At 68.7% G+C, this 26657-nt stretch carries 27 protein-coding genes and 2 pseudogenes; 18 read left to right on the top strand and 11 right to left on the bottom strand.

Going from position 1 to position 26657, the window contains the following annotated elements:
* Positions 1–22: 22 nt before the first annotated feature.
* Positions 23–1378 carry a glutamine synthetase family protein gene (locus FNF32_RS04650; protein WP_131674568.1) on the top strand — a complete coding sequence of 452 codons (1356 nt, stop codon included), beginning with the start codon at positions 23–25 and terminating at the stop codon, positions 1376–1378.
* A gap of 63 nt (positions 1379–1441) precedes the next feature.
* Positions 1442–2752 carry an NAD(P)/FAD-dependent oxidoreductase gene (locus FNF32_RS04645; RefSeq protein WP_131674569.1) on the top strand — a complete coding sequence of 437 codons (1311 nt, stop codon included), beginning with the start codon at positions 1442–1444 and terminating at the stop codon, positions 2750–2752.
* Between the two features lie 15 nt (positions 2753–2767).
* Here the strand turns inward: FNF32_RS04645 and FNF32_RS04640 are convergent, their stop codons facing one another.
* From FNF32_RS04640 to folK, 4 genes are all read right to left on the bottom strand, one after another.
* A complete protein-coding gene (locus tag FNF32_RS04640; protein ID WP_131674570.1) occupies positions 2768–3412 on the bottom strand; it encodes a DUF2062 domain-containing protein in 645 nt (214 codons plus the stop codon).
* A gap of 66 nt (positions 3413–3478) precedes the next feature.
* Positions 3479–5617, bottom strand: coding sequence for a RelA/SpoT family protein (locus tag FNF32_RS04635; protein ID WP_143796494.1), 2139 nt, complete (start codon positions 5615–5617; stop codon positions 3479–3481).
* An 87-nt stretch (positions 5618–5704) separates the two neighbouring features.
* Positions 5705–6061, bottom strand: a complete 357-nt coding sequence (gene rpoZ / locus FNF32_RS04630) for a DNA-directed RNA polymerase subunit omega (RefSeq protein ID WP_131674572.1) — start codon at positions 6059–6061, stop codon at positions 5705–5707.
* Between the two features lie 65 nt (positions 6062–6126).
* Positions 6127–6726 carry a 2-amino-4-hydroxy-6-hydroxymethyldihydropteridine diphosphokinase gene (gene folK, locus FNF32_RS04625; RefSeq protein WP_131674573.1) on the bottom strand — a complete coding sequence of 200 codons (600 nt, stop codon included), beginning with the start codon at positions 6724–6726 and terminating at the stop codon, positions 6127–6129.
* A 28-nt stretch (positions 6727–6754) separates the two neighbouring features.
* Here folK and FNF32_RS04620 point away from each other — a divergent pair, with 28 nt between their 5' ends.
* The 6 genes from FNF32_RS04620 (at position 6755) to FNF32_RS04595 (ending at position 10931) form a co-directional block, all read left to right on the top strand.
* Positions 6755–7321: a LabA-like NYN domain-containing protein gene (locus tag FNF32_RS04620; RefSeq protein ID WP_131674574.1), complete on the top strand. Its 567-nt coding sequence runs from the start codon at positions 6755–6757 to the stop codon at positions 7319–7321.
* 136 nt (positions 7322–7457) lie between these two features.
* A complete protein-coding gene (gene ispH / locus FNF32_RS04615; RefSeq protein WP_131674575.1) occupies positions 7458–8405 on the top strand; it encodes a 4-hydroxy-3-methylbut-2-enyl diphosphate reductase in 948 nt (315 codons plus the stop codon).
* 12 nt (positions 8406–8417) lie between these two features.
* Positions 8418–9017 carry a glutathione S-transferase family protein gene (locus FNF32_RS04610; protein WP_131674576.1) on the top strand — a complete coding sequence of 200 codons (600 nt, stop codon included), beginning with the start codon at positions 8418–8420 and terminating at the stop codon, positions 9015–9017.
* 43 nt (positions 9018–9060) lie between these two features.
* On the top strand, positions 9061–9663 hold the full coding sequence (locus FNF32_RS04605) for a LysE family translocator (protein WP_131674577.1): 603 nt from the start codon (positions 9061–9063) through the stop codon (positions 9661–9663).
* 61 nt (positions 9664–9724) lie between these two features.
* The gene (gene rnhA / locus FNF32_RS04600; RefSeq protein ID WP_131674578.1) at positions 9725–10174 is read left to right on the top strand and encodes a ribonuclease HI; all 450 of its coding nucleotides are present in this window, start codon (positions 9725–9727) and stop codon (positions 10172–10174) included.
* 94 nt (positions 10175–10268) lie between these two features.
* Entirely contained in the window at positions 10269–10931 is a 663-nt protein-coding gene (locus tag FNF32_RS04595) for a glutathione S-transferase family protein (protein WP_131674579.1), read from the top strand.
* A 16-nt stretch (positions 10932–10947) separates the two neighbouring features.
* Here FNF32_RS04595 and FNF32_RS04590 read toward each other — a convergent pair whose 3' ends face one another.
* Positions 10948–12042 (bottom strand): acyltransferase family protein, encoded by a 1095-nt coding sequence (locus FNF32_RS04590; RefSeq protein ID WP_185961850.1) that lies wholly within the window; start codon positions 12040–12042, stop codon positions 10948–10950.
* A gap of 178 nt (positions 12043–12220) precedes the next feature.
* Here FNF32_RS04590 and parE point away from each other — a divergent pair, with 178 nt between their 5' ends.
* The 4 genes from parE to FNF32_RS04570 all read left to right on the top strand — a co-directional run bounded on the left by parE (position 12221) and on the right by FNF32_RS04570 (position 15080).
* Positions 12221–14191, top strand: coding sequence for a DNA topoisomerase IV subunit B (gene parE, locus FNF32_RS04585; RefSeq protein WP_131674581.1), 1971 nt, complete (start codon positions 12221–12223; stop codon positions 14189–14191).
* A gap of 34 nt (positions 14192–14225) precedes the next feature.
* Positions 14226–14495, top strand: coding sequence for a BrnT family toxin (locus FNF32_RS04580; RefSeq protein WP_131674582.1), 270 nt, complete (start codon positions 14226–14228; stop codon positions 14493–14495).
* On the top strand, positions 14476–14733 hold the full coding sequence (locus FNF32_RS04575) for a BrnA antitoxin family protein (protein WP_131674583.1): 258 nt from the start codon (positions 14476–14478) through the stop codon (positions 14731–14733). The genes FNF32_RS04580 and FNF32_RS04575 overlap by 20 nt, the downstream gene beginning before the upstream one ends.
* 77 nt (positions 14734–14810) lie before the next feature.
* Entirely contained in the window at positions 14811–15080 is a 270-nt protein-coding gene (locus FNF32_RS04570; RefSeq protein ID WP_131674584.1) for a hypothetical protein, read from the top strand.
* Between the two features lie 18 nt (positions 15081–15098).
* Here the strand turns inward: FNF32_RS04570 and FNF32_RS04565 are convergent, their stop codons facing one another.
* Genes FNF32_RS04565 through FNF32_RS04555 form a run of 3 tightly spaced genes read right to left on the bottom strand, consistent with a single transcriptional unit; the run spans position 15099 to position 17587 of the window.
* Positions 15099–15590, bottom strand: a complete 492-nt coding sequence (locus FNF32_RS04565; protein WP_246087689.1) for a phosphatase PAP2 family protein — start codon at positions 15588–15590, stop codon at positions 15099–15101.
* Between the two features lie 31 nt (positions 15591–15621).
* On the bottom strand, positions 15622–16296 hold the full coding sequence (locus FNF32_RS04560; protein ID WP_131674585.1) for an ABC transporter ATP-binding protein: 675 nt from the start codon (positions 16294–16296) through the stop codon (positions 15622–15624).
* A complete protein-coding gene (locus FNF32_RS04555; protein WP_131674586.1) occupies positions 16289–17587 on the bottom strand; it encodes a lipoprotein-releasing ABC transporter permease subunit in 1299 nt (432 codons plus the stop codon). The genes FNF32_RS04560 and FNF32_RS04555 overlap by 8 nt, the downstream gene beginning before the upstream one ends.
* A gap of 133 nt (positions 17588–17720) precedes the next feature.
* On the opposite strand from FNF32_RS04555, the gene radA reads away from it, so the two are divergent.
* From radA to FNF32_RS04525, 6 genes and pseudogenes are all read left to right on the top strand, one after another.
* Positions 17721–19085 carry a DNA repair protein RadA gene (radA, locus tag FNF32_RS04550; RefSeq protein WP_131674587.1) on the top strand — a complete coding sequence of 455 codons (1365 nt, stop codon included), beginning with the start codon at positions 17721–17723 and terminating at the stop codon, positions 19083–19085.
* Between the two features lie 53 nt (positions 19086–19138).
* Positions 19139–19777, top strand: a complete 639-nt coding sequence (locus FNF32_RS04545; protein WP_131674588.1) for a CvpA family protein — start codon at positions 19139–19141, stop codon at positions 19775–19777.
* A gap of 122 nt (positions 19778–19899) precedes the next feature.
* Positions 19900–21348: pseudogene (gene purF, locus FNF32_RS04540) on the top strand (amidophosphoribosyltransferase); the annotation flags it as partial.
* A gap of 177 nt (positions 21349–21525) precedes the next feature.
* Complete coding sequence (locus FNF32_RS04535; RefSeq protein ID WP_246087688.1) at positions 21526–22242, top strand: VIT1/CCC1 transporter family protein; 717 nt, start codon at positions 21526–21528, stop codon at positions 22240–22242.
* A gap of 289 nt (positions 22243–22531) precedes the next feature.
* Positions 22532–22990, top strand: a pseudogene (locus FNF32_RS04530) (Lrp/AsnC family transcriptional regulator); the annotation flags it as partial.
* A gap of 4 nt (positions 22991–22994) precedes the next feature.
* The gene (locus FNF32_RS04525; RefSeq protein ID WP_281285642.1) at positions 22995–23954 is read left to right on the top strand and encodes a LysR family transcriptional regulator; all 960 of its coding nucleotides are present in this window, start codon (positions 22995–22997) and stop codon (positions 23952–23954) included.
* 194 nt (positions 23955–24148) lie between these two features.
* Here FNF32_RS04525 and FNF32_RS04520 read toward each other — a convergent pair whose 3' ends face one another.
* The 3 genes from FNF32_RS04520 to FNF32_RS04510 all read right to left on the bottom strand — a co-directional run bounded on the left by FNF32_RS04520 (position 24149) and on the right by FNF32_RS04510 (position 26656).
* On the bottom strand, positions 24149–24541 hold the full coding sequence (locus tag FNF32_RS04520; protein WP_185961849.1) for a response regulator: 393 nt from the start codon (positions 24539–24541) through the stop codon (positions 24149–24151).
* A 121-nt stretch (positions 24542–24662) separates the two neighbouring features.
* Positions 24663–25760 carry an ABC transporter ATP-binding protein gene (locus FNF32_RS04515; RefSeq protein ID WP_131674597.1) on the bottom strand — a complete coding sequence of 366 codons (1098 nt, stop codon included), beginning with the start codon at positions 25758–25760 and terminating at the stop codon, positions 24663–24665.
* 89 nt (positions 25761–25849) lie between these two features.
* On the bottom strand, positions 25850–26656 hold the full coding sequence (locus FNF32_RS04510; RefSeq protein ID WP_131674598.1) for an ABC transporter permease: 807 nt from the start codon (positions 26654–26656) through the stop codon (positions 25850–25852).
* Position 26657: the final 1 nt, after the last annotated feature.

Genomic DNA, 26657 nt, shown 5'->3' with positions numbered 1-26657 from the left:
CATGATCCGGCGGAAAGACCCCATGGCAGACTGGCTTACCAACACACCCGAGGCCGCGCGCCGCTACCTCGCCGACCGCAGGCTGGACGAGGTCGAATGCATCGTCCCCGACATCGCGGGCGTCGCGCGCGGCAAGGCCATGCCCGCGTCCAAGTTCGCGCGGCAGACGAGCTTCTTTCTTCCCAACAGCATCTTCCTGCAGACGATCACCGGCGAATGGGCCGACAACCCGCACGGCGCCTTTACCGAGCCCGACATGGTCTGCGTGCCCGACTTCGAGACGACGGCCGCCGCCCCCTGGACCGCCGACTGGACGCTGCAGGTGATCCACGACGTGCTGGACCAGCAGGGCGAGCCGATCCCAACCGCGCCGCGCAACGTCCTCAAACGCGTGGTCAAGATGTACGCCGACCGCGGCTGGCGCCCGATCGTGGCGCCGGAGATGGAGTTCTTCCTGGTCGCGCGCAACATCGACCCCAACCAGCCGATCCTGCCGCCGATGGGCCGATCGGGGCGCCGTGCGGCCGCCAAGCAGGCCTATTCGCTGTCGGCGGTCGATGAATACGGCAAGGTCATCGACGACATCTACGACTTCGCCGAGGCGCAGGGGTTCGAGATCGACGGCATCCTGCAGGAAGGCGGCGCGGGCCAGGTCGAGATCAACTTGGCCCACGGCGACCCGGTGCATCTGGCCGACCAGATCTTCTACTTCAAGCGCCTGATCCGCGAGGCGGCGCTGCGCCACGACTGCTTCGCCACCTTCATGGCCAAGCCGATCGAGGGCGAGCCGGGCAGCGCCATGCACATCCATCACTCGGTCGTGGACGCCACCACCGGGCGCAACATCTTTTCGGACGACAAGGGCCGCGAGACGCCGGAGTTCCTGCACTTCATCGCCGGGATGCAGAACCACCTGCCGGCTGCCGTGGCCCTGCTCGCGCCCTACGTCAACAGCTACCGCCGCTACGTCCCGGACTTCGCCGCGCCCATCAACCTTGAATGGGGCCGCGACAACCGCACCACCGGGCTGCGGGTCCCGATCTCGGACCCCGAGGCGCGGCGGCTGGAAAACCGGCTGGCCGGGATGGACTGCAACCCCTATCTGGGCCTCGCCGCGTCGCTTGCGACCGGGTACCTGGGGCTGATCGACAAGGCCAACCCGCGCCCCGAATGCCTCGGCGATGCCTACATGTCGCATGACGACCTGCCGACCGATCTGGGCGCCGCGCTGGACTACATGGCGGCGTCGGCCCCCATGCGCGAGGTTCTGGGGACGCAGTTCGTCGATATCTACGAGGCGGTGAAGCGCAACGAGTACAAGGAGTTCCTGCAGGTCATCAGCCCGTGGGAACGCGAGCATCTGCTGCTGAACGTCTGACGGACCGGGGGCCGGCCCGCGGACCCCCGGGATATTTTCCGCAAAGAAGAACAGGCGCCCGCGATGGACCTGCTGTTTTCCAACGACACCCGCGGGGCCTATCCGCCCAGCCTTTATGCCGATCAGGTGGCCCGCGCGCCGGACCGGCCCGCGCTTCGGGGCGAGGTGCGGGCCGACGTGGCGGTCGTGGGCGCGGGCTATACCGGCCTTTCGGCGGCGCTGCATCTTGCCCGCGCGGGCCGGCGCGTGGTCGTGATCGAGGCGCATCGCGCGGGCTTCGGCGCGTCGGGGCGCAACGGCGGGCAGGTCGGATCGGGGCAGCGGCTCGAGGTCGATGAGCTGGAGCGGATGGCGGGACCGGCCGCCGCCCGCCGCCTGTGGGACATGGCGGAGGAGGCGAAGGCGCTGACCCTGTCGCTCGCCCGCGCGTCGGGCGTCGCCTTTCACCCCGGCATCGCGCATGCAGCGCGCACCACGGCCGAGGTCGCGCATGCGCACGGGATGGCCGACCGGCTGGCGCGCGACTACGGCTATGACCGGATCGAGAAGCTGGACCGCGAGGGCCTGCGCGCGCTGGTGAAGTCGGACGCCTATGTCGGCGGCGACATCGATCACGGGTCGGGGCATCTGGACCCGCTGGCGCTGGCGCTGGGGATCGCCGGGCAGGCCGAGGCCGCGGGCGCCGTCATCCACGAACTGAGCCACGTCACCCGCATCGACCACGGCCCGCACGCGGGCGCGACAAGCCGGGTTCACACCGATGCGGGCAGCGTCCTCTGCGACCACGTGATCCTGGCCGCGAACGGCTATCTGGGCAGGCTCGACCGCCACGTCGCCGCGCGCGTCATGCCCATCAACAACTTCGTCGTCGCGACCGAGCCCCTGGGCGACCGCGCCCGCGACGTGCTGGCCCGCGACATCGCCGTTCACGACACCCGCTTCGTGGTGAATTACTGGCGCATGTCGCCGGATGGGCGGCTGATCTTCGGCGGCGGCGAGAACGTGGGCTACCGGTTCCCGCGCGACATTGCCGGCAAGGTCCGGCGGGCGATGCTGCAGGTCTATCCGCAGCTGAGGGACGTGGCGATCACCCACGCCTGGGGCGGGACGCTGGCGATCACGATGAACCGGATGCCGGTGTTCGCGCGACCCGCGCCGAACTGCCTGTCGGCCAGCGGCTATTCGGGGCACGGGGTCGCGCTTGCGAACCTTGCCGGCAAGCTGATGGCGCAGGCGGTGCAGGGGCAGTCGGACGGGTTCGACGTCATGGCCGCGCTGCCGCAGCGGCCGTTTCCCGGCGGCGCGGCGCTGCGGCTTCCGCTGCTGGTGGCGGGCATGTCGTGGTACGGGCTGCGCGACCGGCTGGGGATCTGACCCGCCGCCGGTGCCTCAGGCCCGGGGCAACCCGCCGTCGCGGCGGTCCACCTGCAGCCCCAGCTGCACCGCGCGCTTGCGCAGCTTCGCCGCGCGGCGCTTGTGATAGGCGCGGATGACCGGCACCGTCAGGTAGTGGGCGACGATGCCCAGCACGATCCCCGGCAGCAGCCCGCCCACCAGATAGGGCAGAAAGATGCTGTCGAAGAACGTGCCCAGCCGGTCCCATTGCGTCGGCGCGTCCGAGAAGATGGCGAGGAAGTTCTGCCACAGCTCCTGCCCGGCTGACGTGAACTCCTTGAGGATCGCGCCGGGACTGGCGCTGCCGTGGACGCCCAGCATCCGCCTGCCAAGGCTGACGGAAAGGACCGCGATCAGCGGCGTGGTCAGCGGATTGCCCACAAAGGTGCCCAGGACGGCCGCCAGCATGTTGGCGCGCATGATCCACGCCATCCCCATCGCCAGCATCAGGTGAAAGCCGAACAGCGGCGTGAAGTTCACGAACACGCCGATGCCGAAGCCGCGGGCGACCCGGTGTGGCTCGTCCGGCAGGCGGCGCACCCGGTGAACGACGTACTGCGCCGACCGCGACCAGCCGCCGCGCGGCCACACCATGTCGGACGCCATCTGCGCGTAGCTGCGCGGCTTGCGCTTGAACACCGCTCGGATTCCTTTCCGATCGCTCGACCCCAGCCCCGACGAGCGACCCCGGGTCACGCGCGCCGGTCAGACCAGCCGGTCGCGATCCCTGATCCGGGCCACTTGCGCCACGTCGCTTTCCGCCTCGATCGCGGTCGTCAACGCGTGCAGATGTTCGCGGTCGCGCAGCGCGACTTCAACCCGCAGGCGGTAGAAATCCGACTTTCGATCGACGAATTCCAGGTCGGTGATGTTCGCGCCTTGTTGGCCGATCAGCGTGCAGATGCGCCCCAGCACGCCGGCGTCGTGGCGGATCGTGAGCGACAGCTGGGTCGAATAGACCGGCGGGTGCCGCCCCTCGCGCCAGTTGAGATCGACCCAGCGTTCGGGCTGATCCTCGTATTCCGCGAGCATCGGGCAGTCGATCGCGTGGATCACCAGACCCTTGCCGCGATAGGTGATGCCCACGATGCGTTCGCCTGGCAGCGCGTTGCAGCAGGGCGCGCGGCTGAATTCCTGGTCGGCGGCGAGCCCGGTCACGCCACGGCTCGCGTCCACGTCCTCGGCCGGGGCGGCGAGGTTGGGGTAAAGCGCCGCGATCACCTGCTGCGCGGACAGCTCCGCGCTGCCGATCCGGGCGAGCAACTCGTCCGCGTCGGGCAGCGCCAGCGACCGCGCCGCGGTCCTGAGCGCCTTGTCCGTGACCTTGCGGCCCACATGCTCGAACGCGACGCGGGTCAGTTCCGACCCCAGCCTGATGAAGCGCGACCGGTCCTGTTCGCGCAAGCTGCGCCGGATCGCGGCCTTGGCGCGGCCGGTCGCCACGATGTCGAGCCAGGTGGCCTGCGGACGCTGGCCTGACGCGGCAATGATTTCCACCGACTGCCCGTTCTTCAGCCGCGTCCACATCGGCACCCGCATGCCGTCCACCTTGGCCCCGACGCAGGCGTTGCCCAGCCGCGTGTGGATCGCATAGGCGAAGTCGATGGGCGTCGCCCCTTTCGGCAGCTGGATCACGTCGCCCTTGGGCGAGAACACGAACACCTGGTCCGAGTACATTTCCAGCTTGACGTGTTCCAGGAACTCGTCGTGATCCTCGCGCCCGAACCGCTCGGTCAGGCTGGAGATCCATTCGCCGGGATCGACCGCAAAGGGGTTCCGGGTGCGGACGCCGTCGCGATACGCCCAGTGGGCGGCGACGCCGGCTTCCGCCACCTCGTGCATCTGGCGGGTGCGGATCTGCACCTCGGTCCGGGTGCCGTCGCGGCCCGCGACGGTGGTGTGGATCGACCGGTAGCCGTTCGCCTTGGGGTGGCTGATGTAGTCCTTGAAGCGGCCCGGCACGACACGCCAGATCTGGTGGATCGTGCCGAGCGCGCGGTAGCAGTCCGCTTCGGACCGGGTGATGATGCGGAAGCCGTAGATGTCGGACAGGCGGCTGAACGACAGCTGCTTTTCCTGCATCTTGCGCCAGACGCTGAACGGCTTCTTGGCGCGGCCGAACACCTCGGCGTCGATCCCGGCCTTGTCGAGTTCGCAGCGGATCTCGGCCGTGATCTTGGGGATGATGTCCCCGTTTTCCTTTTGCAGGCGCACGAAGCGGCGGATGATCGAGCTGCGCCCCTCGGGGTTGATGACCTTGAACGCGAGGTCCTCGAGTTCCTCGCGCATCCACTGCATGCCCATGCGCCCGGCCAAGGGCGCATAGATGTCCATCGTCTCGCGCGCCTTCTGCACCTGCTTTTCGGGCCGCATCGACTTGATCGTGCGCATGTTGTGCAGGCGGTCGGCCAGCTTGACCAAGATCACGCGAAGATCGCGCGACATGGCCATGAAAAGCTTGCGGAAGTTCTCGGCCTGCTTGGAATGCGCCCCGGACAGCTGAAGGTTCGTCAGCTTGGTGACGCCATCGACGAGGTCCGCGATCTCGCGCCCGAACAGGCCCGCGATGTCGGCCCAGGTGGACCTTGTATCCTCGATCGTGTCGTGAAGAAGCGCGGTGATGATGGTCGCGTCGTCCAGCCGCATTTCCGTAAGGATCGCGGCGACGGCGGCGGGGTGGGTGAAGTAGGGTTCGCCCGACTGCCGCATCTGGCCTTCGTGCATGCGCTTGGCATAGGACCAGGCCTGCGCGATCAGGTCGGCGTTGGTGCGCGGGTTGTAGTTGCGGATCAGCGCGATCAGGTCCTCGCAGTCGATCCGTTCAAGTCCGGCCCCGGCCTGCATGGCCCTTGCGACCGCCGGTTTTTCCTCGCCCAGTTCCCGCGCCTTCCTGTTTCTGTGCCCCTCGCCCCCGGGTGGAACCGCGCAGCGTCAGCCGCGCTCGTTCGCTTCCAGCATCATGCGAAGGACGCGTTCCTCGTTTTCCTCGCTCACGGGGCGCGGGCGATCGACCTCGGCGCCCAGCAGCAGGGCCATGGCGTCATCCTCGGGCTCGTCCACCTCGATCTGGGTCTGGGTGGATTCGATCATCCGTTCGCGCAGGTCATCGACCGGCTGCGTTTCGTCCGCGATCTCGCGCAGGGCGACGACGGGGTTCTTGTCGTTGTCGCGGTCGATGGTGATGGTGCTGCCCGAAGCGATCTCGCGCGAGCGGTGGGCCGCCAGCATCACCAGGTCGAACCGGTTCGGAACCTTGTCGACGCAATCTTCGACGGTCACGCGGGCCATGAGTCACCTTTCGCTGCGAATCGTTTGTGGCGAAGTGGCATAGGTGACCATAAGCTGACCCGAAGTCAAGCGAATGGCGCCACCTCGGCCAGCGCGCCGGGCGGCAGGGCCTCCAGCATTTCCTGCACCCGCGCGCCCGTCAGCGGATGGCGCCAGCGTGGTGCGATGTCGGCCAGCGGCGCCAGTACGAAGGCGCGGTCCTGCAGCCGGGGGTGCGGCAGGATCAGTTCGCCCGGCGTCTCGACCCGCTGCCGGTCGGGCGGAAGGGTGCGCCAGCGCGCCTGCCCCGCGGCATCCGGTCGCACCTCGGCCCCCATCGCCAGCAGGTCGAGGTCGATCCCCCGCGCGGCCCAGCGGCCGCCGTCGCGGGTGCGACCCATCGCCGCTTCCACCCGGTGCAGCAGCGCCAGCAGCGCGGGCGCGTCCAGCGTCGTGGCAAGCGCCGCGCAGGCGTTGACATAGTCCGGCCCGCTGCCCCGCGGAAAGGCCGGGGTGCGCCAGAACCGGCTGACCGCGGCGATACGGACCGGGCGGGCGCCCTCAGCCGCGTTTTCGCCAGCAATTACTGACAGCGCGGCACGCAACGTGGCCTCCGGCGGACCTGCCGAACTGGTCAGGTTTGCACCAAGGGCGATCACGGCTAGCTTCCCACAACTCGACGCCATTCCACTTTCCGCTCAAGGGTTTTCACCAATGTTCTACAAGGACGACAGGCTGGCGCTGTTCATCGACGGCTCCAACCTGCACGCGGCTGCAAAGGCGCTCGGGTTCGACATCGACTACAAGCTGTTGCGCCAGGAATTCGAGCGTCGGGGCAAGCTGATCCGCGCCTACTACTACACCGCTCTGCTGGACAACGAGGAGTATTCCCCGATCCGCCCGCTGATCGACTGGCTGAACTACAACGGCTTCACGCTGGTGACGAAACCGGCGAAGGAGTTCACCGACCCCCTTGGCAGGCGCAAGATCAAGGGCAACATGGACATCGACCTGACCGTCAACGCGATGGAGCTTGCGCCGCGGCTGGATCACGCGGTCCTGTTCTCGGGCGACGGCGACTTCCGCCCGCTGGTCGAGGCTTTGCAACGCCAGGCGGTGCGGGTGTCGGTCGTGTCCACGATGCGCAGCCAGCCGCCCATGATCGCGGACGAACTGCGCCGGCAGGCCGACAACTTCATCGAGCTGGACGCGCTGCGCGAGGTCATCGGCCGCCCGCCGCGCGAAGGGCGCGAGCCGAGCAGCGCCGACACGGACGGCTGAGCCGCCGGCCCTGCGATCTGCGGCCGGGCGGTCCCCTGCCCGGCTGCGGTCCGCCACCCGCCCGGGCGGGATGGCGCGGCCCGCAGATGCGCGGGCATGCTGGACGGCGCGCCGCCAAGGCGATACGTCTTTTGCGATGACCGCGAAACCTCCCCTTTCCGTCTATCTCGCCGCGCCGCGCGGCTTCTGCGCGGGCGTGGACCGCGCCGTGAAGATCGTCGAGATGGCGATCGAGAAATGGGGCGCGCCCGTCTTTGTCCGTCACGAGATCGTGCACAACAGGTTCGTCGTCGACGGCCTGCGCGCCAAGGGCGCGGTGTTCGTCGAGGAACTTGACGAATGCCCGACCGACCGGCCGGTGATCTTTTCCGCCCACGGCGTGCCCAAGGCCGTCCCGGCCGAGGCCGAGCGGCGGCAGATGATCTATGTGGACGCCACCTGCCCGCTGGTGAGCAAGGTCCATGTCGAGGCCGAGCGTCACCACCAGGACGGGCTGCAGATGATCATGGTCGGCCATCGCGGCCACCCCGAGGTGCTGGGCACCATGGGCCAGCTGCCGCAGGGCGAGGTGATCCTGGTCGAGACGGTCGAGGACGTGGCCCACGTCGCGCCCCGCGATCCCGACCGGCTGGCGTGGATCACCCAGACCACCTTGTCGGTGGACGACACCGCCGACATCGTGGACGCGCTGAGGGCGCGGTTCCCGGCCATCGTCGGTCCGGCCAAGGACGACATCTGCTACGCCACCACGAACCGTCAGGCGGCCGTCAAGGCGATCGCGCCCCGGATCGACGCCTTGCTGGTGGTGGGCGCGCCCAACAGCTCCAACTCGCGCCGCCTGGTCGAGGTTGGCCGCACCGCCGGTTGCGCTTATGCGCAGCTGGTGCGCGAGGCGGCCGACATCGACTGGCGCGCGCTCGAAGGGATCCGCTCGCTCGGCGTCACCGCGGGCGCCAGCGCCCCCGAGGTGCTGGTCAACGAGGTGATCGACGCCGTCCGCGCCCGCTACGACGTGTCGGTCGAGATCGTCGAAACCGCGCAGGAGCGGGTGGAGTTCAAGGTTCCCCGCGTGCTGCGGGCCTGAGGGGTGCTTGCGATGAGGCTGTGGTCCATGCCGTCGTCGGGCAACAGCTACAAGGTCCGGCTGCTGCTGTCGCTTCTTGGCCGCGACTGCGAGATCGTGGACGTGGAGGACGCGTCGCCCGAACTGGCGCGTGCCAGGGCAGACGCCCGGCTGCCTTTCGGCAAGGCCCCGGTGCTTGAACTGGACGACGGCCGGCTGCTACCCGAATCGAACGCGATCCTGTGCTGGCTGGGCGAAGGCTCCGCCTTCCTGCCCGCCGACTCGTTCACCCGCGCGCAGGTGTTGGCGTGGCTGTTCTGGGAACAGAACCAGCACGAAGGAACGGTCGCGGTGCGGGGCGCGCTGAACCACTATCCTTCGCGCCGCCATCTCGCCACGCCCGAACGGATGGCCGACCTGCTCGACCGCGGCCACGCCCATCTGCAGGTGATGGAGGATCGGCTGTCCGCGGACGACTGGCTGGTGGGCGACGCGCCCAGCCTCGCCGATGTTTCGCTTTACGGATACACCCACACGGCGCAGGATCGCGGTGGCTTCGACATGACGCGCTTTCCCGGCATCGGCGCCTGGATCGCGCGGGTGGCGGCGCTGCCGGGGTATCGCGCGCTCTGACGGCGCGCGCCGCCCCCGACATCGCGACGGGGAGGTTGCGCGCATGACCTGGGACTATCTTCTGACCGCCTTCATCGTTTGCGTGTCGCCGGGGATCGGCGTGGTATTCACTCTGTCATCGACCCTGGGCGGGGGACTGCGCGCAGGGTTCTGGGCGGCCATCGGCTGCACGGTGGCGTCGGTCGTCCACCTGATCGTGGCGATGGCCGGACTGGCGGCGGTGCTGCACACAAGCGCCGTGCTGTTCCAGGCCATCAAGTTCGCCGGCGTCCTTTACCTTCTCTGGATGGCGTGGGCGGTGCTGAACGACCGGGGCGGGTTGTCGGTCGGACCGGCCGCGCCGCAATCCGCGCGGCGGATCGTCTGGCGGGGCGCGCTGCTGAACCTGCTGAACCCCAAGCTGCCGCTCTTTTTCGTGGCGTTCCTGCCCCAGTTCCTCGAACCCGGCGCGGGCACACGGGCGCTGATGGAGCTGGGGTTCGGCTTCTCGGTCGTGACCTTCGTCACCTTCCTTGGCTATGCCTTCGTCGCTGCCGGCGGGCGCAACGCGCTGCTCGCGTCCGAAACCGCGATGGCGTGGATGCGCCGGGCTTTCGCCGCGTCCTTCGCGGCGCTGGGGCTCAAGCTCGCGCTGGCGCGGGCTTGACCGCCACCGGCTTGCGCCCGGTCTTGCGGGGCGGGTAAGACCGCGCCGGAAGGATGACCCCATGACCCGACTTTTCGCCTGGACCGACGGCGCGTGCAGCGGCAATCCCGGCCCCGGCGGATGGGGCGTTCTCATGCGCGCCATGGACGGAACGGCGATCCTCAAGGAACGCGAGTTGCAGGGCGGCGAGAAGCTGACCACCAACAACCGGATGGAGCTGATGGCCGCCATCGCGGCGCTGGAAACGCTGAGCCGCGACACCGCGATCACCATCACCACCGACAGCGCCTATGTGAAGAACGGCGTCACCGGCTGGATTCACGGCTGGAAGCGGAACGGCTGGAAAACCGCCGACCGCAAGCCGGTCAAGAACGTGGACCTGTGGCAGCGGCTCGACGCCGCGCAGGCACGCCACGACGTGACCTGGGCCTGGATCAAGGGACACGCGGGCCACGCCGAGAACGAGCGCGCGGACGAACTCGCCCGCGCCGGGATGGCGCCCTTCAAGTAGGCCCGCCCGCCGCCGTGCCGTCACCCGCACGAAGCCCCTTCCCCCACGGCCCGGCCGCCCCTACGGTGCCCGCGACCCTCGAGGAGAGCCCTTCATGCTGACCATTCACGGCGTCACCCGGTCGCGCGCCTCGCGTATCATCTGGCTGTGCTTCGAGCTCGACGTGCCATTCCTGCAGATCCCCGTGATTCAGGCTTATCGGCTTGCAGATGCCGACGCCGCCGACGCGCCGCTCAACACCCGCTCGCCCGAGTTCCTGAAGCTGTCGCCCGCAGGTGCGATCCCTGTGATCGAGGATGACGGGTTGGTGCTGACGGAATCGCTGGCCTGCACGCTCCATCTCGCGCGCAAGCACGATCGCGGCGGCCTGGGTCCCGCAGACGACGCCGAGGACGCGAAGATGACCCAGTGGTCGTTCTTCGCCGCGACCTCGGTCGAACCCGACGCGCTGACGCTGCTGTTCCTGCACGCGCGCGGACAGGCCCAGTCGGGCGAGGACGCGGCGCTGGTCGCGGCGGCCGGCGAGCGGCTGGTGCGGCCCATGGCGGTTCTCGAAAAGCACCTGTCGCGCCGCCGCCACATCGTCGGCGACCGCTTCACGGTGGCGGACCTGAACATGGCCGAGGTCGCGCGCTACGCGCAGGACTACGCGCCGCTGATGTCCCAGTTCCCGGCGGTCGAGGCCTGGATGAAGGCCTGCCAGAACCGCCCCGCCTTCAAGAAGATGATCGAGGCGCGGCTGGCCGAGCCAGCCTGAGGACGCTGCGGGCGTTTCAGCCCCGCGGGACGAGCGCCGGCACAGCCTCGGGCGGTTTGCGGCGCAGCGCGAGAAAGCGGCTTTCGTAGTAGCGGAAGCTGACCTCGGCCATCCCCCACGACAGCAGCGAATAGACCGGCAGCGCCAGCCACGGATCGTCGATCCCGATCCGGCCCAGCACCGCGTGCCCGACATGCAGCGCGATCAGGTGGTAAAGGTAGATCCCGTAGCTCACCTGCCCGAACCGCGCGACCGGGCCCCAGCGCAGCAGCGGCGACAGCACGTTCGCGGGCCCGATCACCAGCGACACCAGCGCCAGCGTCATGGCGCCGTGGATCGCGAGGTTGGGCCAGCCGTTCACGTCGCGCGGGGTCATCTGGAACAGGACCAGCACCAGCCCGAGGAACACCACGGGCGCCCCCGTCCATCCCGTCAGGCGGTGAAACACGGCGTAGCCGCCCGCCCGGTCCAGAAGCCACGCGGCCAGCGACCCCATCAGGATCGGCGCGTAGGTCGCCGTTGGCAGCCGGATCAGCAGCGGCCCGGCGGGGATCGCATCCACGTCGATCACGCCCGCCCCCACCAGCACGTTGACCGCGATCAGCATCACCAGCACCGGCACGATCGCCCGGCGTGGCAGCAGCGCCAGCAGCAATGGCCAGACCGCGTAATACTGTTCCTCGACCGACAGTGACCAGGTGATGCCCAGAACCGATATGTCCTCGGTCAGGAAGTTCGACAGGAACAGGTAGTAATAGGGCACCAGCCGCGCGAGCTCGGACTGGCCCTTGATGACGACGTAGTAAAGGCTCACCACCGTCACCAGCAGGTAGAACGGCGGCAGGATCCTGAGGATCCGGCGGCGGTAGAAATCGAGCAACGAAAAGCTGCCGTGGCGCCGTGTCTCGCGCAGAAGCAGCGTGGTGATCAGAAAGCCGCTGAGGACGAAGAAGAAATCGACGCCCATGAAGCCGCGCTCGAAGATCTGCGGGCCGCGGTTCAGCATCGGGTTGCCGTGGTGCCACAGGACCAGCGCGATGCAGAGAAAGCGCAGCCCGTCGAGGTCGCCGAAATGCGACCGGCCGATATAGGCACGATAGTTCTGGTCCATCCGGGCCCGCCCTGCTTGCTGCTGCCGATCCATAATCCGCCGGCGGGGCTTCTGCCAAGCGCCGCGTCAGGCACGGGCAGTCCTGGCACGGGCAGTCGGGGCGCCGGCGGGGTTCGGCTTGCGCGAAGTCGAACTCGCGTGGAATAAGCACCTACCTTACCGGAACAGAAAAATCCCCATGTCCGACGATCTTCTTTCCGGCGCCGACCGCGCCACCGACAGCTATTCCGCCGCATCCATCGAGGTGCTGGAGGGGCTGGAGCCGGTCCGCAAGCGCCCCGGCATGTATATCGGCGGCACCGACGAGCGGGCGCTGCACCATCTCGTCGCGGAAATTCTCGACAACTCGATGGACGAGGCAGTGGCGGGCCACGCCAGCCGGATCGAGGTCGAGCTGCGCGCCGACCAGTCCGTCACCATCCGCGACAACGGCCGCGGCATCCCGATCGACCCGCACCCGAAGTTTCCCGGCAAGTCCGCGCTCGAAGTGATCCTGTGCACGCTGCACGCGGGCGGAAAGTTCACCGAGGGCGCCTACCAGACCTCGGGCGGCCTTCACGGGGTCGGCGCGTCGGTCGTGAATGCGCTGTCCGACAGCATGGTGGTCGAGGTCGCGCGCAACCGCGAACTGTTCCGGCAGTCCTTCTCGCGCGGTATCCCGCTTGGGCCCGTCGAGAAGGTCGGGCTCGCCCCGAACCGGCGCGGCACCACGACGACCTTCCACGCCGACGAGGACATCTTCGGCCACAACCGGATGAAGCCTGCCCGCATCATGCGGATGGTGAAATCCAAAGCCTATCTGCATTCCGGCGTGGAAATCCGCTGGAAGTCCGAGATCGACGACGGCGAGACCCCGCTCGAGGCGACGTTCCACTTTCCCGGCGGCCTTGCCGACTACCTGGGCGAGCAGCTGCACGGCGCCTCCACCTATGCCGACCGGCCGTTCGCCGGATCGGTCAGCTTCCGCGAACGCTTCGGCGTGCCCGGCAAGGTGGACTGGGCGATCAACTGGACCCCGTCGCGCGACGGCTTCATCCAGTCCTACTGCAACACGGTCCCCACGCCAGAAGGCGGCACCCACGAGGCGGGCTTCTGGACCGCGATCCTCAAGGGCGTGCGCGCCTACGGCGAGCTGACGAAGAACCGCAAGGCCGAGAACATCACCCGCGACGACCTGCTGACCGGCGGCTGCGCGCTGGTCTCGTGCTTCATCTCGGAACCCGAGTTCGTGGGCCAGACCAAGGACCGCCTGGCCACGACCGAGGCGGCGCGGCTGGTTGAGGGCGCGGTCCGCGACCATTTCGACCACTGGCTTGCGGCGGATGCGAAGTCGGCGGGCGCGATCATGGACTTCCTCGTCCTTCGCGCCGAGGAACGCCTGCGCCGGCGGCAGGAAAAGGAAACCGCGCGGAAGTCGGCGACCAAGAAGCTGCGCCTGCCCGGCAAGCTGGTGGACTGCTCGGCCAGCGCGCGCGAAGGGACGGAGCTTTTCATCGTCGAAGGCGACAGCGCGGGCGGGTCCGCCAAGTCCGCACGCGAGCGGACCACGCAGGCGATCATGCCGATCCGCGGCAAGATCCTGAACGTGCTCGGCGCGGCGTCGTCGAAGCTGAGCCAGAACCAGGAAATCGCTGACCTGTCGCAGGCGCTTGGCGTGGGCCTTGGCTCGCGCTTCAACATCGACGACCTGCGCTACGACAAGGTCATCATCATGACCGACGCGGACGTGGACGGCGCGCATATCGCCTCGCTTCTGATGACGTTCTTCTTCACCCAGATGCGGCCGCTGATCGACAAGGGGCACCTGTACCTCGCCTGCCCGCCGCTCTACCGCCTGACGCAAGGGGCGGAACGCATCTACGTCGCCGACGACGCCGAGAAGGAAGTCTGGCTGGCGAAGGGCCTCGGCGGCAAGGGCAAGATCGACGTGCAGCGGTTCAAGGGCCTGGGGGAGATGGACGCCAAGGACCTGAAGGACACGACGATGAACCCGGCGTCGCGCAAGCTGATCCGGGTGTCTATCGACGAGGAGGAACGCGGCGAGACCGGCGACCTGGTGGAGCGGCTGATGGGCAAGAAGCCGGAGCTGCGATTCCAGTACATCAGCGAGAACGCCCGGTTCGTGGAGGACGAGGGGCTGGACGTGTGAGCCCTTGCTTTCGGGATTAACGTGCGTATATTAAATGCTCGAGTGGGATGAGGAGAAGCGCGCCGCGAACCTTGCCAAACACGGCGTGGATTTTGCGACGGCGGGCGCGCTGGATTGGTCGGCGGCGCGGACGGTCGTCGACAGCCGCGGCGCGTACGGAGAAGAGCGCTTCGTCTCGATCCTGCCGCTCGACCGCCGTCTGCATGTCTGCGTCTGGACCTGGCGCGATGGGCATAGGCGGGTCATCAGCCTGCGAAAGGCGAACCGGCGTGAGGAAAAGTTCTATGGGCAAGAGCTATATTGACGAGAACGGCGACGCGCTGGAACTCGACGCAGAGTGGTTCGCCAGATCCAAACCCTCGTCCGAGATCCCCGAACTCGCCGATCTGGTCCGTCGCGGCCGGCCGCCGCTGGCCGAGGACGCGCGCAAGCAGCGGGTAACGATGTATCTTGACCGCGACGTGCTCGAACGGCTCAAGGCCGACGGCAAGGGGTGGCAGACGCGGGCCAACGCGCTGCTGCGGAAGGCGGCGGGGCTTTAGTCCACGCGGGGCGGTGTGCCGCCGGAACGGCCGCGGCCCCGCGACGTTATCCCCGGAACACCCTGCGGGAGAAACCCATGTCCACCAGCGAAACCACCACCGACCACGACACGATCCGCAAGTGGATCGAGGATCGCGGCGGCGTGCCGACCGTCGTCAAGGGCACCGAGGATGACGAGGGTGAGGGCATCCTGCGCGTCGATTTCGCCGAGCGCGACGAGAAGCTGGAGGAGATCTCGTGGGACGAGTTCTTCGACACCTTCGAGGATCGCGGCCTCGCCTTCCTGTACCAGGAGGAAACGGCGGACGGGAAGGAAAGCCGGTTCTTCAGGTTCGTGAACCGGTGATCCCAGGCAGGCGCGGCATCAGAACTTCGCGTCGATCCTGAAGCCGATCTCGCTCGCGCCGAGGACCACGCCGATCGCCGTTCCGGCGGCGGCCTGGGCGGGCGTATGCTCGCCCGCGTGGACCCGGCTGGCGGATGCCAGCAAGCCGGCGGCGACCAGCCCCGCCTGTGCGGCCTCGTTTCCGTCGACGCAATGGGCGGCAAGATCGCCCGCGCCGAACGCCGCGGATGCGGCATGGCCGCTTGGGAACCCCTCGTCCAGACCGGTCGGCCTGATCCCCAAGGGCGCGCCCACCTTGCGTTTCAGCCCCAGCACGATGCCCACCTGCAGCCCCCCGCGCAGGGCAAAGTCGGCCAGCCGGTCCTGTTCGGCGGCGCAGACAGCGGCGGCCAGCGGAAGCCCGTACTTCATCACCGTTCCGAAATCCTCGAACGGATCGGCGTGGACCGGCGTCGCCGCCGTCACGAATGCGGCGGTGATCGCCGCGATGGTGCCGCCACCCCGCCTCATCCACGCGCTTGCCCGTCGTCCCGACCGCATGCTAGGCGCGCCCGCCCACATGGAGGCGAACCACCCGGTCCATCCGGGCCGCGAGGTCCGGGTTGTGGGTCGCGATCAGCGCCGACAGGCCGGTGGCGCGGACAAGGTCCATCAGCACCGCGAAGACGTGGTCCGACGTCGCCGGGTCCAGGTTCCCGGTCGGCTCGTCGGCAAGCAGCAGCGCCGGGCCGTTTGCAAGCGCCCGGCAAAAGGCGACGCGCTGCTGCTCGCCCCCCGACATCTCCGCCGGACGGTGGCTTGCGCGCGCCGACAGGCCGACGCGGTCCAAAAGGGCGCGGGCGCGGTCGCGGGCGCGTCCCTCGGGGACGGCGTTCGCAAGCTGGGGCAGCACCACGTTTTCCAGCGCCGTGAACTCGGGCAGAAGGTGGTGGAACTGATAGACGAAGCCCAGCCGCTCGCGCCGTGCCGCCGTGCGGGCGCGGTCGGGCAGCCCGGTCATGTCGCGCCCGTCCAGCACCACCCGGCCCGCGTCCGGCGTGTCCAGCAGGCCCGCGATGTGCAGCAGGGTCGATTTCCCGGCACCCGAAGGGGCCACCAGCGCCACCACCTCGGCCCGGGCGACGGACAGGTTCAGGTCCGACAGCACCGACACCGCGGCGGGCGTGCCGGGGTTGTAGCTTTTGGATATCGCTTCCAGCCGCAGGACGTCATTCATAGCGCAGCGCCTCGACCGGGTTCATGCGGGCCGCGCGGCGGGCCGGGAAGATGGTGACGACGAAGCTGAGAACCAGCGACAACGCGATCGCGCGGCCGATGTCCCAGGCGCGCAGCTGCGCGGGCAGTTCGTAGATGCCGCGCACCGACGGGTCCCACGCATCGCCGCCCGACGCCCAGTTCACCGCCGACATGACGTGATCGACGTTGAGCGACAGCGTCACGCCAAGGATCACGCCCGCAAGCGTGCCGATCACCCCGGTGAACGCGCCGCACAGGAAGAACACCCGCAGGATCGTCCCCTCGCCCAGCCCCATCGTCCGCAGGATGCCGATGTCACGGCCCTTGTTCTTGACCAGCATGATCAACCCCGAGGTGATGTTCATCGACGCGATCAGCACCAGCACCGACAGGATCACGAACATGACGTCGTCCTCGATGTCGAGCGCTGACAGGAATGACCCCGACGCGTCGCGCCAGGTCCAGGCCATGCTGCCGGGCAGCGCCTGCATCAGCGCCGGGGTGATCTGTTCCACCTGTTCGGGGTCGGCGACATAGACCTGCATTTCGTCGGCGGCGCCCGCGCGGTTGAAATAGTCCTGCGCGGCGGGCAGCGGCATGTAGATGCGCGTGCGGTCGATGTCGTAGCGGCCGGCGGAAAAGACGTAGACAACCTCGTAGGACACGACCCGCGGCGTGGTCCCGAAGGGCGTCTGCGCGCCTTGGGGCGAGATCAGCTGCACCCGGTCGCCGGGGTTCACGCCCAGTTCGCGGGCGATGCCCGAGCCGATCGCGATGCCGCGATCAAAGGCGCCGATGTCGCCATAGGACGTTTCCGGGTCCGCGATCCGGGGCAGCGCGCGCAGGTCGTCGGCGGAAAGCCCGATCACCTCGGCCACGTTCGATCGGTCGAAGGCCGTGGCCATCACCTGCCCCTTCACGACCGGGTCCACCCGGACGACGCCCGGCAGCGCGGCGATCCGGGCGGCGGCGGCGTCGTAGTCGGTGATCCGGCCGGATACGGTATAGACTTCGTCCGTCAGCGCGTTCTCGACCTGCGTCGGCGGCATGTAGACGGTGACGTGGGCGTTCGCGCCCAGGATCGTGTCCACGAACTCGGCCCGAAAGCCCGACCGCACCGCCAGCGTCGTGATAAGCGCCATGACGCCGAGCGCGATCCCGATCAGGCTGATCCAGGTCATCGTGCTGACCCCGCCCTCGGTCTTGCGGGCGCGCAGGTAGAGCCAGGCGATCAGGAACTCGTAGCGGGAAAACGGGCGGGGGGTCGGCATGGGGTGGCTTTCGGGGCAGGCCTCTCGTCAGGCGCGCGCAACCTGCCCCGCGCCCCGCCACAAGACAAGCCGACATTGCCGTGAGGCTCGCGCCGCTTGCGGCCCGCCCCCGCGTTCTGGCACAAGCCCCCGCATGGCCAAGCCCGTCATCGTCTTCACCTGCACTGCCTGCGGCGCGGCCCACCGCAAGTGGTCGGGCCGCTGCGACGCCTGCGGCGAGTGGAACTCCATCGTCGAGGAAGCGCCGCTGAGCCAGGGGCCGGGCCGGGGCCTGGGCGCGCAGCGGGGCAAGACGATCCCGCTGAGCGGCCTGAACATCACCGAGGCGCCGCCCGCGCGCGCGCCCTCGGGCATGGAGGAACTGGACCGCGTCCTGGGCGGCGGTCTTGTCCCCGGCAGCGCGATACTGGTCGGCGGCGATCCGGGGATCGGCAAGTCCACGCTGCTTTTGCAGGCGGCGGCCGCGTTCGCGCGGCGGGGTGTGCAGGCGGTCTATGTCTCGGGCGAGGAAGCGGGCGCGCAGCTGCGGCTGCGGGCGCAGCGGCTGGGGCTGGTCGATGCGCCGGTGCGGCTGGGAACGGAAACGGCGCTGCGCGACATCATGACAACGCTCGACGCGGAACGCCCCGACGTGGCGGTCATCGATTCGATCCAGACGCTGTGGTCCGACACGGTTGACGCGGCGCCCGGCAGCGTGGGCCAGGTCCGCGCCGCCGTGCATGAGCTGGTGACGTTCGCCAAGCGCAGCGGCGTCGCCGTGATCCTTGTCGGCCACGTCACCAAGGAAGGCCAGATCGCCGGCCCCCGCGTCGTCGAACACATGGTCGACACGGTGCTGTATTTCGAAGGCGAGCGCGGCCACCAGTTCCGCATCCTGCGCGCGGTCAAGAACCGCTTCGGCCCCTCGGGCGAGATCGGCGTGTTCGAGATGACGGGCGGCGGCCTTGCCGAGGTCGCCAACCCCTCGGCGCTGTTCCTTTCGGAACGCGGCCAGCCCGTCGCGGGCAGCGCGGTCTTTGCGGGCATCGAGGGCACGCGCCCGGTCCTGACCGAAATCCAGGCGCTCGTCGCCCCCTCGACGCTGGCCGCGCCCCGCCGCACGGTCGTGGGTCTGGACGGCGGCCGCGTCAGCACGATCCTTGCCGTGCTGGAGGCGCGCTGCGCCGTTCCGTTCGCGGGTCTCGACGTGTTCCTGAACGTCGCGGGCGGCATGCGCGTCGCCGAACCGGCCGCCGACCTTGCCATCGCCGCCGCCCTTCTGAGCGCGCGCGAGGATCATGCCCTGCCCGCCGAGGCCGTGTTCTTCGGCGAAATCAGCCTTTCCGGCGCGCTTCGCCCGGTGTCCCAGGCGGAAAACAGGTTGAAAGAGGCGACGAAACTTGGTTTTTCACACGCGATCGTGCCCGCCGGTCAAAAGATCGAGGGCGCGGACGGCATGCGGCTTGATCGGGCGTCAGACCTGACCGGCTTCGTGGGCGAGACGTTCGGCGCCGGGTGACGGCGCGCGGGCGGAATGAAGCGAGGCGGGACAGCCGCAGCAAAGGCGATGTGATGGACGGATTTACCCTTATCGACGGCATCGTTGCGGCGGTGATCATCCTGTCGGCGATCCTTGCCTATTCGCGGGGGTTCGTGGCCGAATCGCTGTCGATTCTGGGCTGGATCGGCGCGGCGGTGCTGGCGTTCCTGTTCGCGGCGACCGTGCGGCCGATGATCGCGCAGATCCCCTATCTGGACCGTTTCCTGGGCGACAGCTGCGAACTGGGGATGATCGCGGGCTTCGCGGTGGTGTTCGCGGTGGCGCTGGTCGTGTTCTCGATCATCAGCCCGCTGTTCTCGTCGGTGATCCAGCGTTCGGCGCTGGGGGGCGTGGACCAGGGCATGGGGTTCCTGTTCGGGGTCGCGCGCGGCATCCTTCTGGTTGCGATCGCGTTCATCGTCTACGACCGGGTGATGCCGACGCAGCCGATCGCGATGGTCGAGAACTCGCGCTCCAGCGCCGTGTTCGAGCGGATGCGCGGCCAGATGGACCAGCAGATCCCCGCCGATGCGCCCGGCTGGATCGTCGGTCGCTACGAGCAGCTGGTGCGGACCTGCGGCCCGACGGGCGCCGCCGTGTCGCCGTCGCAAACCCCGGCCGCGACCACCACCACGACCACGACCACCACCCCGGCCCCTGCCACAAACTGATCCCGCGACCCGTCCCTTCGCAATCGTTCCCGGCCCGTGCGCCCGGGGGCGTGACTTTCCCGTTGCCGGCCCCTAGATAGGGCCGTTCCCCCGACGCGACGCCGCGACCCCAAGGTGGTGCCATGCAGCCATTCCTCGCCGACCCGTTCGATTCCGACAGCCTGCACGAGGAATGCGGGGTGTTCGGCGTCATCGGCGTAACCGATGCCGCGAACTTCGTGGCGCTTGGCCTGCATGCGCTGCAGCACCGGGGCCAGGAAGCGGGCGGCATCGTCGCCCACGACCCCGAACAGGGGTTCAACAGCGCCCGCCGCTTCGGCTACGTCCGCGACAACTTCACCAAGTCCTCGCTGATGGAGACGCTGCCGGGCCCCCTCGCCATCGGCCATGTCCGCTATTCGACCAGCGGCACCAAGACCGCCGCGATCCGCGACGTGCAGCCGTTCTTCGGCGAATTCGCGATGGGCGGCTGCGCCATCGCCCATAACGGCAACCTGACCAACGCCACCGCGCTCAGGCGCGAACTGATCGAACGCGGCTCGATCTTCCAGTCCGGCAGCGACAGCGAATGCATCATCCACCTGATGGCGCGCTCGATCCAGCGCAACATCCCCGAGCGGATGAAGGACGCGCTGCGCCGGGTCGAAGGGGCGTTCTCGGTCATCGCGATGACCCGCACCAAGCTGATCGGCGTGCGCGACGTGCTAGGCGTGCGCCCGCTGGTCTTGGGAAAGATCGGCGACGAAGGCTACGTCCTGTCGTCCGAGACCTGCGCGCTGGACATCATCGGCGCCGACTATGTGCGGGACGTGGAGCCGGGCGAGATGGTCGTGATCTCAAAGGGGCGCATCGAAAGCTCGCGCCCCTTCGGCACCCATCCGGGCCGGTTCTGCATCTTCGAGCACGTGTATTTCAGCCGCCCCGATTCGATCATCGGCGGCCGCTCGGTCTATGAGACCCGCCGCCAGATCGGCGTCGAACTCGCGCGCGAGGCGCCGGCCGAGGCGGACCTCGTCTGCCCGGTCCCCGACAGCGGCACGCCCGCGGCGATCGGGTTCAGCCAGGAAAGCGGCATCCCCTACGCCATGGGGATCATCCGCAACCAGTACATGGGCCGGACGTTCATCGAGCCGACCGAGCAGATCCGCAACATGGGCGTGCGGCTGAAGCTGAACGTCAACCGGGCGCTGGTGCGCGGCAAGCGCGTGGTGCTGGTTGATGACAGCGTCGTGCGCGGGACCACCAGCCGCAAGATCAAGGACATGATCCTGGACGCGGGCGCGAGCGAGGTTCACTTCCGCATCGCCAGCCCGCCGACCGCCTGGCCCTGCTTTTACGGCGTGGACACGCCAGACCGCGACAAGCTGCTGGCCGCGCAGATGACGCCGGCCGAGATGAAGGACTGGATCGGCGTGGACAGCCTGTCCTTCATCTCGCTTGACGGGCTTTACCGCGCGGCCGGCGACGCGCAGGGGCGCAACGACGCCTGCCCGCAATACTGCGACGCCTGCTTCTCGGGCGACTATCCGGTGATGCCGTCCGACCAGGTGGACCGCGGCTTTCGAATGAAGACCGATCCGGTCAGCGGCGACGCCGAGGCGCTGCCCGACCAGACAGGGTACAAGCCCGTGGACCACACGCTGACGCCGAACGAGCTGACCCGCTCGATGGGCGACTGACCGGCTCGCCAACCCGCGCTTGCGTGCCTAGGATCGCCCGGCCGCCCGTTGCGGCACGGAGATCCGAACGTGACCGAATACAGCGACGACCCGTCGGCCCACCCCGAGGCGCCGCATCTCATCAACCGCTCGAACTGGCTTCGCGCGGCGGTGATGGGGGCCAATGACGGGATCGTCTCGGTCAGCTCGCTGATCGTGGGGATGGCGACCGCCACCGGCGACCGGCCGACGATCCTGCTTGCGGGCATCGCAGGACTGGCGGCGGGCGCGATGTCGATGGCGGCCGGCGAGTTCGTGTCGGTCCATTCCCAGACCGACATCGAGCGCGCGGATATCGAACGCGAACGCGACGCGCTGGAACGCATGCCCGAACAGGAGCTGGCCGAGCTTGCAGCGATCTTCGAGAGCCGCGGGATGACACCTGCGACCGCGATCGCCGCGGCGCGCGAGGTGACGGCCCACGACGCGCTCGGCGCGCATGTGCGGGAAGAACTCGGCCTGCACGAGCTGAACTCCCCCAACCCGCTGCAGGCGGCGTTCGCGTCGGGCGTCACCTTCTCGGTCGCCGCCGCGCTGCCGCTGCTGGCTGCCGTGGCCGCGCCCGCCGGCGCCCTCGTGGCGACGGTCCTGATCGTCACGGTCGCGGCGCTGGCGCTTCTGGGCGCGCTCGGCGCGCGGACCGGCGGCGCCCCGATGCTGCCCGCGACGCTTCGGGTGGCGGGCTGGGGCGTGTTCGCGATGGCCGTCACCGCGGGTGTCGGTCACCTGTTCGGTGCATCAACATAGTCCCGCACACCCCTGACAAAGAACATTTTCCTGAACAACGCGCTGTTCCGATGATGTTCTGTCGTAATAATTTGTTGTCGTTGACGCGCGCCGCCGCGTGCAGCAACCTGCGCGCCAACAGTCTGTTCTGTTCCCGGAATGTTTTCTCCGCAGCCCTCAAACTGCAGGTGTTTCCCCCATGCCGGACGAATCGCGCCCCCCCTCAGCTCGCACGGGCACGACCTCCGACGCCCCCAAAGCCGGGGGGCGAAGGGACCGGCGCGACCCTCAGGACGGGGGCGGACCTGCGCGGCTCGACGCAACCGACCGCAAGATCCTGGCGCTCATGCAGCAGGACGCGACCCTGCCGCTGGAGGAGATCGCGTCGCGGGTGGGCGCCTCTCGCACCCCGGTCTGGAACCGGATTCGCCGCCTGCGCGACCAGGGCGTGATCCGCGCGCAGGTGGCGCTTCTGGATGCCGAGGCGCTGGGGCTTGAGGCGTGCTTCTTCGTCCTGATCCGCACCGCCGAACACGACCCGACCTGGGCTGCCAAGTTCATCGCCGCCGTCCGCGCCCGCCCCGAGGTGGTCGAGGCGCACCGGCTTGCCGGCGACATCGACTACCTGCTCAAGGTTCAGGTGAGGAACGCGCGCGCCTACGACCGCTTCTATCAGGCGCTGACGTCCGAGGTGCGGGTCCAGTCCGTGACCGCGCTTTTGTCGATGGAACAGATGAAGGCGACGACAGCCCTTCCGATCGAGCTTTGATCCGGTGGCCAGAAAACCGGAAAATGGGGGCGGCGAAAACGGCCCGGGATCGCACGAAATATCCCCTACGATCGAGCAGTTGCGGGTGTTTCTTACCGTGGTGGACGAAGGCGGGTTCGGGGCCGCCGCGCGCAAGCTGGGGCGCGCCACGTCCGTCATCAGCTACGCCCTGTCGAACCTCGAATCCGAACTGGGCATGTCGCTTTTCGACCGCGAGGGGTCGCGCAAGCCCAAGCTGACCGCCAAGGGGCAGGCGCTTCTGACCGAGGTGCGGCGGGTTGACGACGACATGGACCGGCTGCGGGCCCGCGTGGCCGGGCTGACCCGGGGGATCGAGCCGCAGGTGGCGCTGGCGCTGGACGTCATGGTGCCGATGTCGGCGGCGGCCGAACTGCTGCGCGACTTCGCCGCTGCGTTCCCGACCGTGCCGATGCAGCTGCACGTCGAGGCGTTGGGGGGCGGCCTTGCACGGCTCTTGTCGGGCCGCGCCGACTTGGCCGTGACCGGCCCCATCGCTCCTGTGATCGAAAACACAGACCACCGCTATCTCGGCGCGATCACGCTGGTTCCGGTCTGCGCGCCGGACCATCCGCTGGCCGCCGACGACCTGCGCCTGGGCGAGGCGCGCGATTACCTGCAACTGGTGCTGACCGACCGCTCGACCCTGACCGAAGGGCAGGAGTTTTCGGTCCGCTCGCCCCGGACGTGGCGCATCGCCGACCTGTCGGCCAAGCACGCGCTGCTGATCCAGGGGATCGGCTGGGGCAACATGCCGCTGCACATGGTTCAGAAGGATCTGGACGAGGGCCGGCTTGTGCGGATGAGCCTGTCCGAGGCGCCGACCACCAGCTACGACCTGTGGCTGGTGACCCGCCGGCGCAGCGCGCCCGGCCCGGCGACGGCGTGGATCATCGACGCGATCGAGCGCATTTTCCGCACCGTGGCCGACCTGCCGCCGACCTGACGCGCTTCCGGCGGCATCAGCGTGGCGTCGCGACCCGCCGCATCGCCGCATGGATCGCGCGCGGCGCGCGGTCGAGCCTATCCGGGCCGCTGCCGTTCATGCGTGCCCCCGGCGCGACTTCGCCACCATGACCGTCATGTCGTCGGGGATGTCGATTGTGCGCGACGTCCTGTGTTCCGCGGCGGCCGCTCGGCTCAGGATGCGCCGGCGGCGGTCACGTCGGCCGCGACCTTTTGCAGCACTGCGATCAGTCGGTCGGGCATGCAGGGCTTTTCCAGCACCGCGGCTGGCCCGATCGCCTGCACCGCCGGGTCGCGATCAAGCCCGGAATCGCCCGAGATGAACAGGATCGCGGTCCCGTAGACCGCCAGCGCGCGCGCCACCTCGATCCCGCTGCCCCCTTTCAGGTTCATGTCGAGCAGCGCGAGGTCGGGCGGATTGGCATGCGCCTTTGCGATCGCGTCCTCGACGGTGCGGGCGACGCCTGCCACGCGCAGTCCCGCGTCCTCGACCACATCGGCAAGGAACATCGACACCAGAACCTCGTCCTCCGCGATCAGGACGGAGAGGGAAGCGGCATCGGTCATGGTCGCGTTCCGATCATCAGGCATGGCCGAGACCGGCGGTGCGCCAAAGCAGGCGCCATCGGCGCGGCGCAGTCATGGCACCGCGCACCATGCCACGCGGCCAGACACCGGCCGGCGCGGTTCAGCGAAACAGCACCAGCGAGCCCGGCGACCAGCTGACGCGGACGCGGGTGCCGACGTCCGGCACCTCGCGGCCGAACACGTTCCGCATCGAGATGCGGACCTCGTGCGGGACGCCGTCATAGTCGTCGCTGCCGTCCATGATGACGTCGTAATAGGTCATGTCGCCGTAATAGACGACCTCGTCGATCACGCCTTCGGTCACGCGGCCCGGCGCTTCGGCGCCCATCGGCAGCAGCGTCGCCGCCTCGGGGCGGAAGCCGATGCTGGGGCCCGCGTCGCCGCGATCGGCGCGGCTGACGTTTGCCGCCGGGATGTCCACGGTGCCGAAGCCCGGCACCGCGACGGTGACGTGGTCCGCCCCCTCGCCCACGATCCGCGCGGGCATGAAGTTCATCACGCCGATGAAATCCGCGACGCGGCGGCTGGCCGGGCGCGCATACAGCGCCTCGGGGCCGTCCAGCTGCGCGATCTCGCCCTCGAACATGACGGCGATCCGGTCCGACATGACCAGCGCCTCTTCCTGGTCGTGGGTCACGAGAACGAAGGTGATGCCCACCTGCCGCTGCAGCTTGATGAGCTCGACCTGCATCTGCTCGCGCATCTTGCGGTCCAGCGCCGACAGCGGCTCGTCCAGCAGCAGGACCTTGGGCTTGAGGATCAGCGCCCGCGCCAGCGCCACCCGCTGCCGCTGCCCGCCCGACAGCGCGTGCGCCGCGCGCCCGCCAAAGCCCTTCATCCCCACCATGTCGAGCGCGTCGTCCACCGCCGCGGCCTTTTCGGCGCGCGAACGCGGATCGCGGCGCAGGCCGAAGCCCACGTTCTCGGCCACGGTCAGGTGCGGAAAGATCGCGTAGGACTGGAACACCATGTTCGTCGGCCGCACGTTCGCGGGCACGTTCGCCATGTCGCGCCCGTCCACCAGCACGACGCCGCCGTCGATCCCCTCGAACCCGGCGATGGTCCGCAAAAGCGTCGTCTTGCCGCAGCCCGACGGCCCGAGAAGCGAGAAGAACTCGCCCTCGCGGATCGTCAGGTCGATGCCGCGGAGCGCGTGGTAGTCGCCGTAGTATTTCTGGACGCCCCGGCATTCGATCATCGGCTTGCGATCGTCGAGCGCAGGCCGCGCGGGGCCGCGCGGCGACGCGGATGCGGCCAGCGCGACGGGCTGAAGGGTGTGGGCGGCGGTCAAATGAAGCCTCCGGTATCGGTCTGGCCGGTGCGGGCGACGCCGCGGCGGCGGAAGTATTCGGCAAGGGTCAGAAGCAGGATCGACATCAGCACCAGCAGTGTGCCGAGCGCCATGATCATCGGGATCGACTTGGGGAACCGCAGCTGGCTGAAGATATAGGTCGGCAGCGTCGGCTGGTTGCCCGCAAGGAAGAAGGCGATGATGAACTCGTCCAGGCTGATGGTGAAGCTCATCAGCAGCGCCGACACGATCCCGGGCATCACCAGCGGAAGGATCACCAGCCGGAACGCGCTCCACTTCGTCTCGCCGAGATCGTAGGCCGCTTCCTCAAGCGACTTGTCGAGGCTCGAGAACGCGGTGGACAGGATCGCGACCGCGTAGGGCATGCAGATCAGCGTGTGGCCGAGGATCACGGTAAAGATCGACAGCCCCACCCCGGCCGCCAGCAGCACCACCAGCAGCGACACCGCCACGATGATCTCGGGCAGGACCAGCGGCAGCATGATGAGCCCCATCACCGGCCCCTTGCCGCGAAAGTCGAACCGGGTCGAGGCGCGGGCCGCGAAGATGCCAAGGCAGGTCGCCAGCACCGACGCGCTGACCGCGATCAAGAGCGAGTTCAGCAGCGCCTGCCGCAGCGTCGGGTTCTCGGCCATCTGGACGAACCAGTTGGTCGTGAAGCCCTGCAGCGGGAATGCGATGACGGTCGCGTTGTTGAACGCGAAGATTGGCAAAAGGATGATCGGCGCGTAAAGGAACGCGAGGTAGAGAAGCGTATAGACCCGAAGGCCCGATCCGCGCAGC

It is taken from the genome of Paracoccus marinus (assembly GCF_007018965.1).
GTDB lineage: Bacteria > Pseudomonadota > Alphaproteobacteria > Rhodobacterales > Rhodobacteraceae > Paracoccus > Paracoccus marinus.
The sequence above is the reverse complement of the archived record's forward strand: the minus strand, read 5'-3'. Positions and strand labels throughout refer to the sequence as shown.

Coding starts and splice junctions, on each gene's coding strand:
- FNF32_RS04650 (WP_131674568.1), top strand. CDS start 23: ATGGCAGACTGGCTTACCAACACACCCGAGGCCGCGCGCCGCTACCTC.
- FNF32_RS04645 (WP_131674569.1), top strand. CDS start 1,442: ATGGACCTGCTGTTTTCCAACGACACCCGCGGGGCCTATCCGCCCAGC.
- FNF32_RS04635 (WP_143796494.1), bottom strand. CDS start 5,617: ATGCAGGCCGGGGCCGGACTTGAACGGATCGACTGCGAGGACCTGATC.
- rpoZ (WP_131674572.1), bottom strand. CDS start 6,061: ATGGCCCGCGTGACCGTCGAAGATTGCGTCGACAAGGTTCCGAACCGG.
- folK (WP_131674573.1), bottom strand. CDS start 6,726: ATGGCGTCGAGTTGTGGGAAGCTAGCCGTGATCGCCCTTGGTGCAAAC.
- FNF32_RS04620 (WP_131674574.1), top strand. CDS start 6,755: ATGTTCTACAAGGACGACAGGCTGGCGCTGTTCATCGACGGCTCCAAC.
- ispH (WP_131674575.1), top strand. CDS start 7,458: ATGACCGCGAAACCTCCCCTTTCCGTCTATCTCGCCGCGCCGCGCGGC.
- FNF32_RS04610 (WP_131674576.1), top strand. CDS start 8,418: ATGAGGCTGTGGTCCATGCCGTCGTCGGGCAACAGCTACAAGGTCCGG.
- FNF32_RS04605 (WP_131674577.1), top strand. CDS start 9,061: ATGACCTGGGACTATCTTCTGACCGCCTTCATCGTTTGCGTGTCGCCG.
- rnhA (WP_131674578.1), top strand. CDS start 9,725: ATGACCCGACTTTTCGCCTGGACCGACGGCGCGTGCAGCGGCAATCCC.
- FNF32_RS04595 (WP_131674579.1), top strand. CDS start 10,269: ATGCTGACCATTCACGGCGTCACCCGGTCGCGCGCCTCGCGTATCATC.
- FNF32_RS04590 (WP_185961850.1), bottom strand. CDS start 12,042: ATGGACCAGAACTATCGTGCCTATATCGGCCGGTCGCATTTCGGCGAC.
- parE (WP_131674581.1), top strand. CDS start 12,221: ATGTCCGACGATCTTCTTTCCGGCGCCGACCGCGCCACCGACAGCTAT.
- FNF32_RS04580 (WP_131674582.1), top strand. CDS start 14,226: ATGCTCGAGTGGGATGAGGAGAAGCGCGCCGCGAACCTTGCCAAACAC.
- FNF32_RS04575 (WP_131674583.1), top strand. CDS start 14,476: ATGGGCAAGAGCTATATTGACGAGAACGGCGACGCGCTGGAACTCGAC.
- FNF32_RS04570 (WP_131674584.1), top strand. CDS start 14,811: ATGTCCACCAGCGAAACCACCACCGACCACGACACGATCCGCAAGTGG.
- FNF32_RS04565 (WP_246087689.1), bottom strand. CDS start 15,590: ATGAGGCGGGGTGGCGGCACCATCGCGGCGATCACCGCCGCATTCGTG.
- FNF32_RS04560 (WP_131674585.1), bottom strand. CDS start 16,296: ATGAATGACGTCCTGCGGCTGGAAGCGATATCCAAAAGCTACAACCCC.
- FNF32_RS04555 (WP_131674586.1), bottom strand. CDS start 17,587: ATGCCGACCCCCCGCCCGTTTTCCCGCTACGAGTTCCTGATCGCCTGG.
- radA (WP_131674587.1), top strand. CDS start 17,721: ATGGCCAAGCCCGTCATCGTCTTCACCTGCACTGCCTGCGGCGCGGCC.
- FNF32_RS04545 (WP_131674588.1), top strand. CDS start 19,139: ATGGACGGATTTACCCTTATCGACGGCATCGTTGCGGCGGTGATCATC.
- FNF32_RS04520 (WP_185961849.1), bottom strand. CDS start 24,541: ATGACCGATGCCGCTTCCCTCTCCGTCCTGATCGCGGAGGACGAGGTT.
- FNF32_RS04515 (WP_131674597.1), bottom strand. CDS start 25,760: ATGATCGAATGCCGGGGCGTCCAGAAATACTACGGCGACTACCACGCG.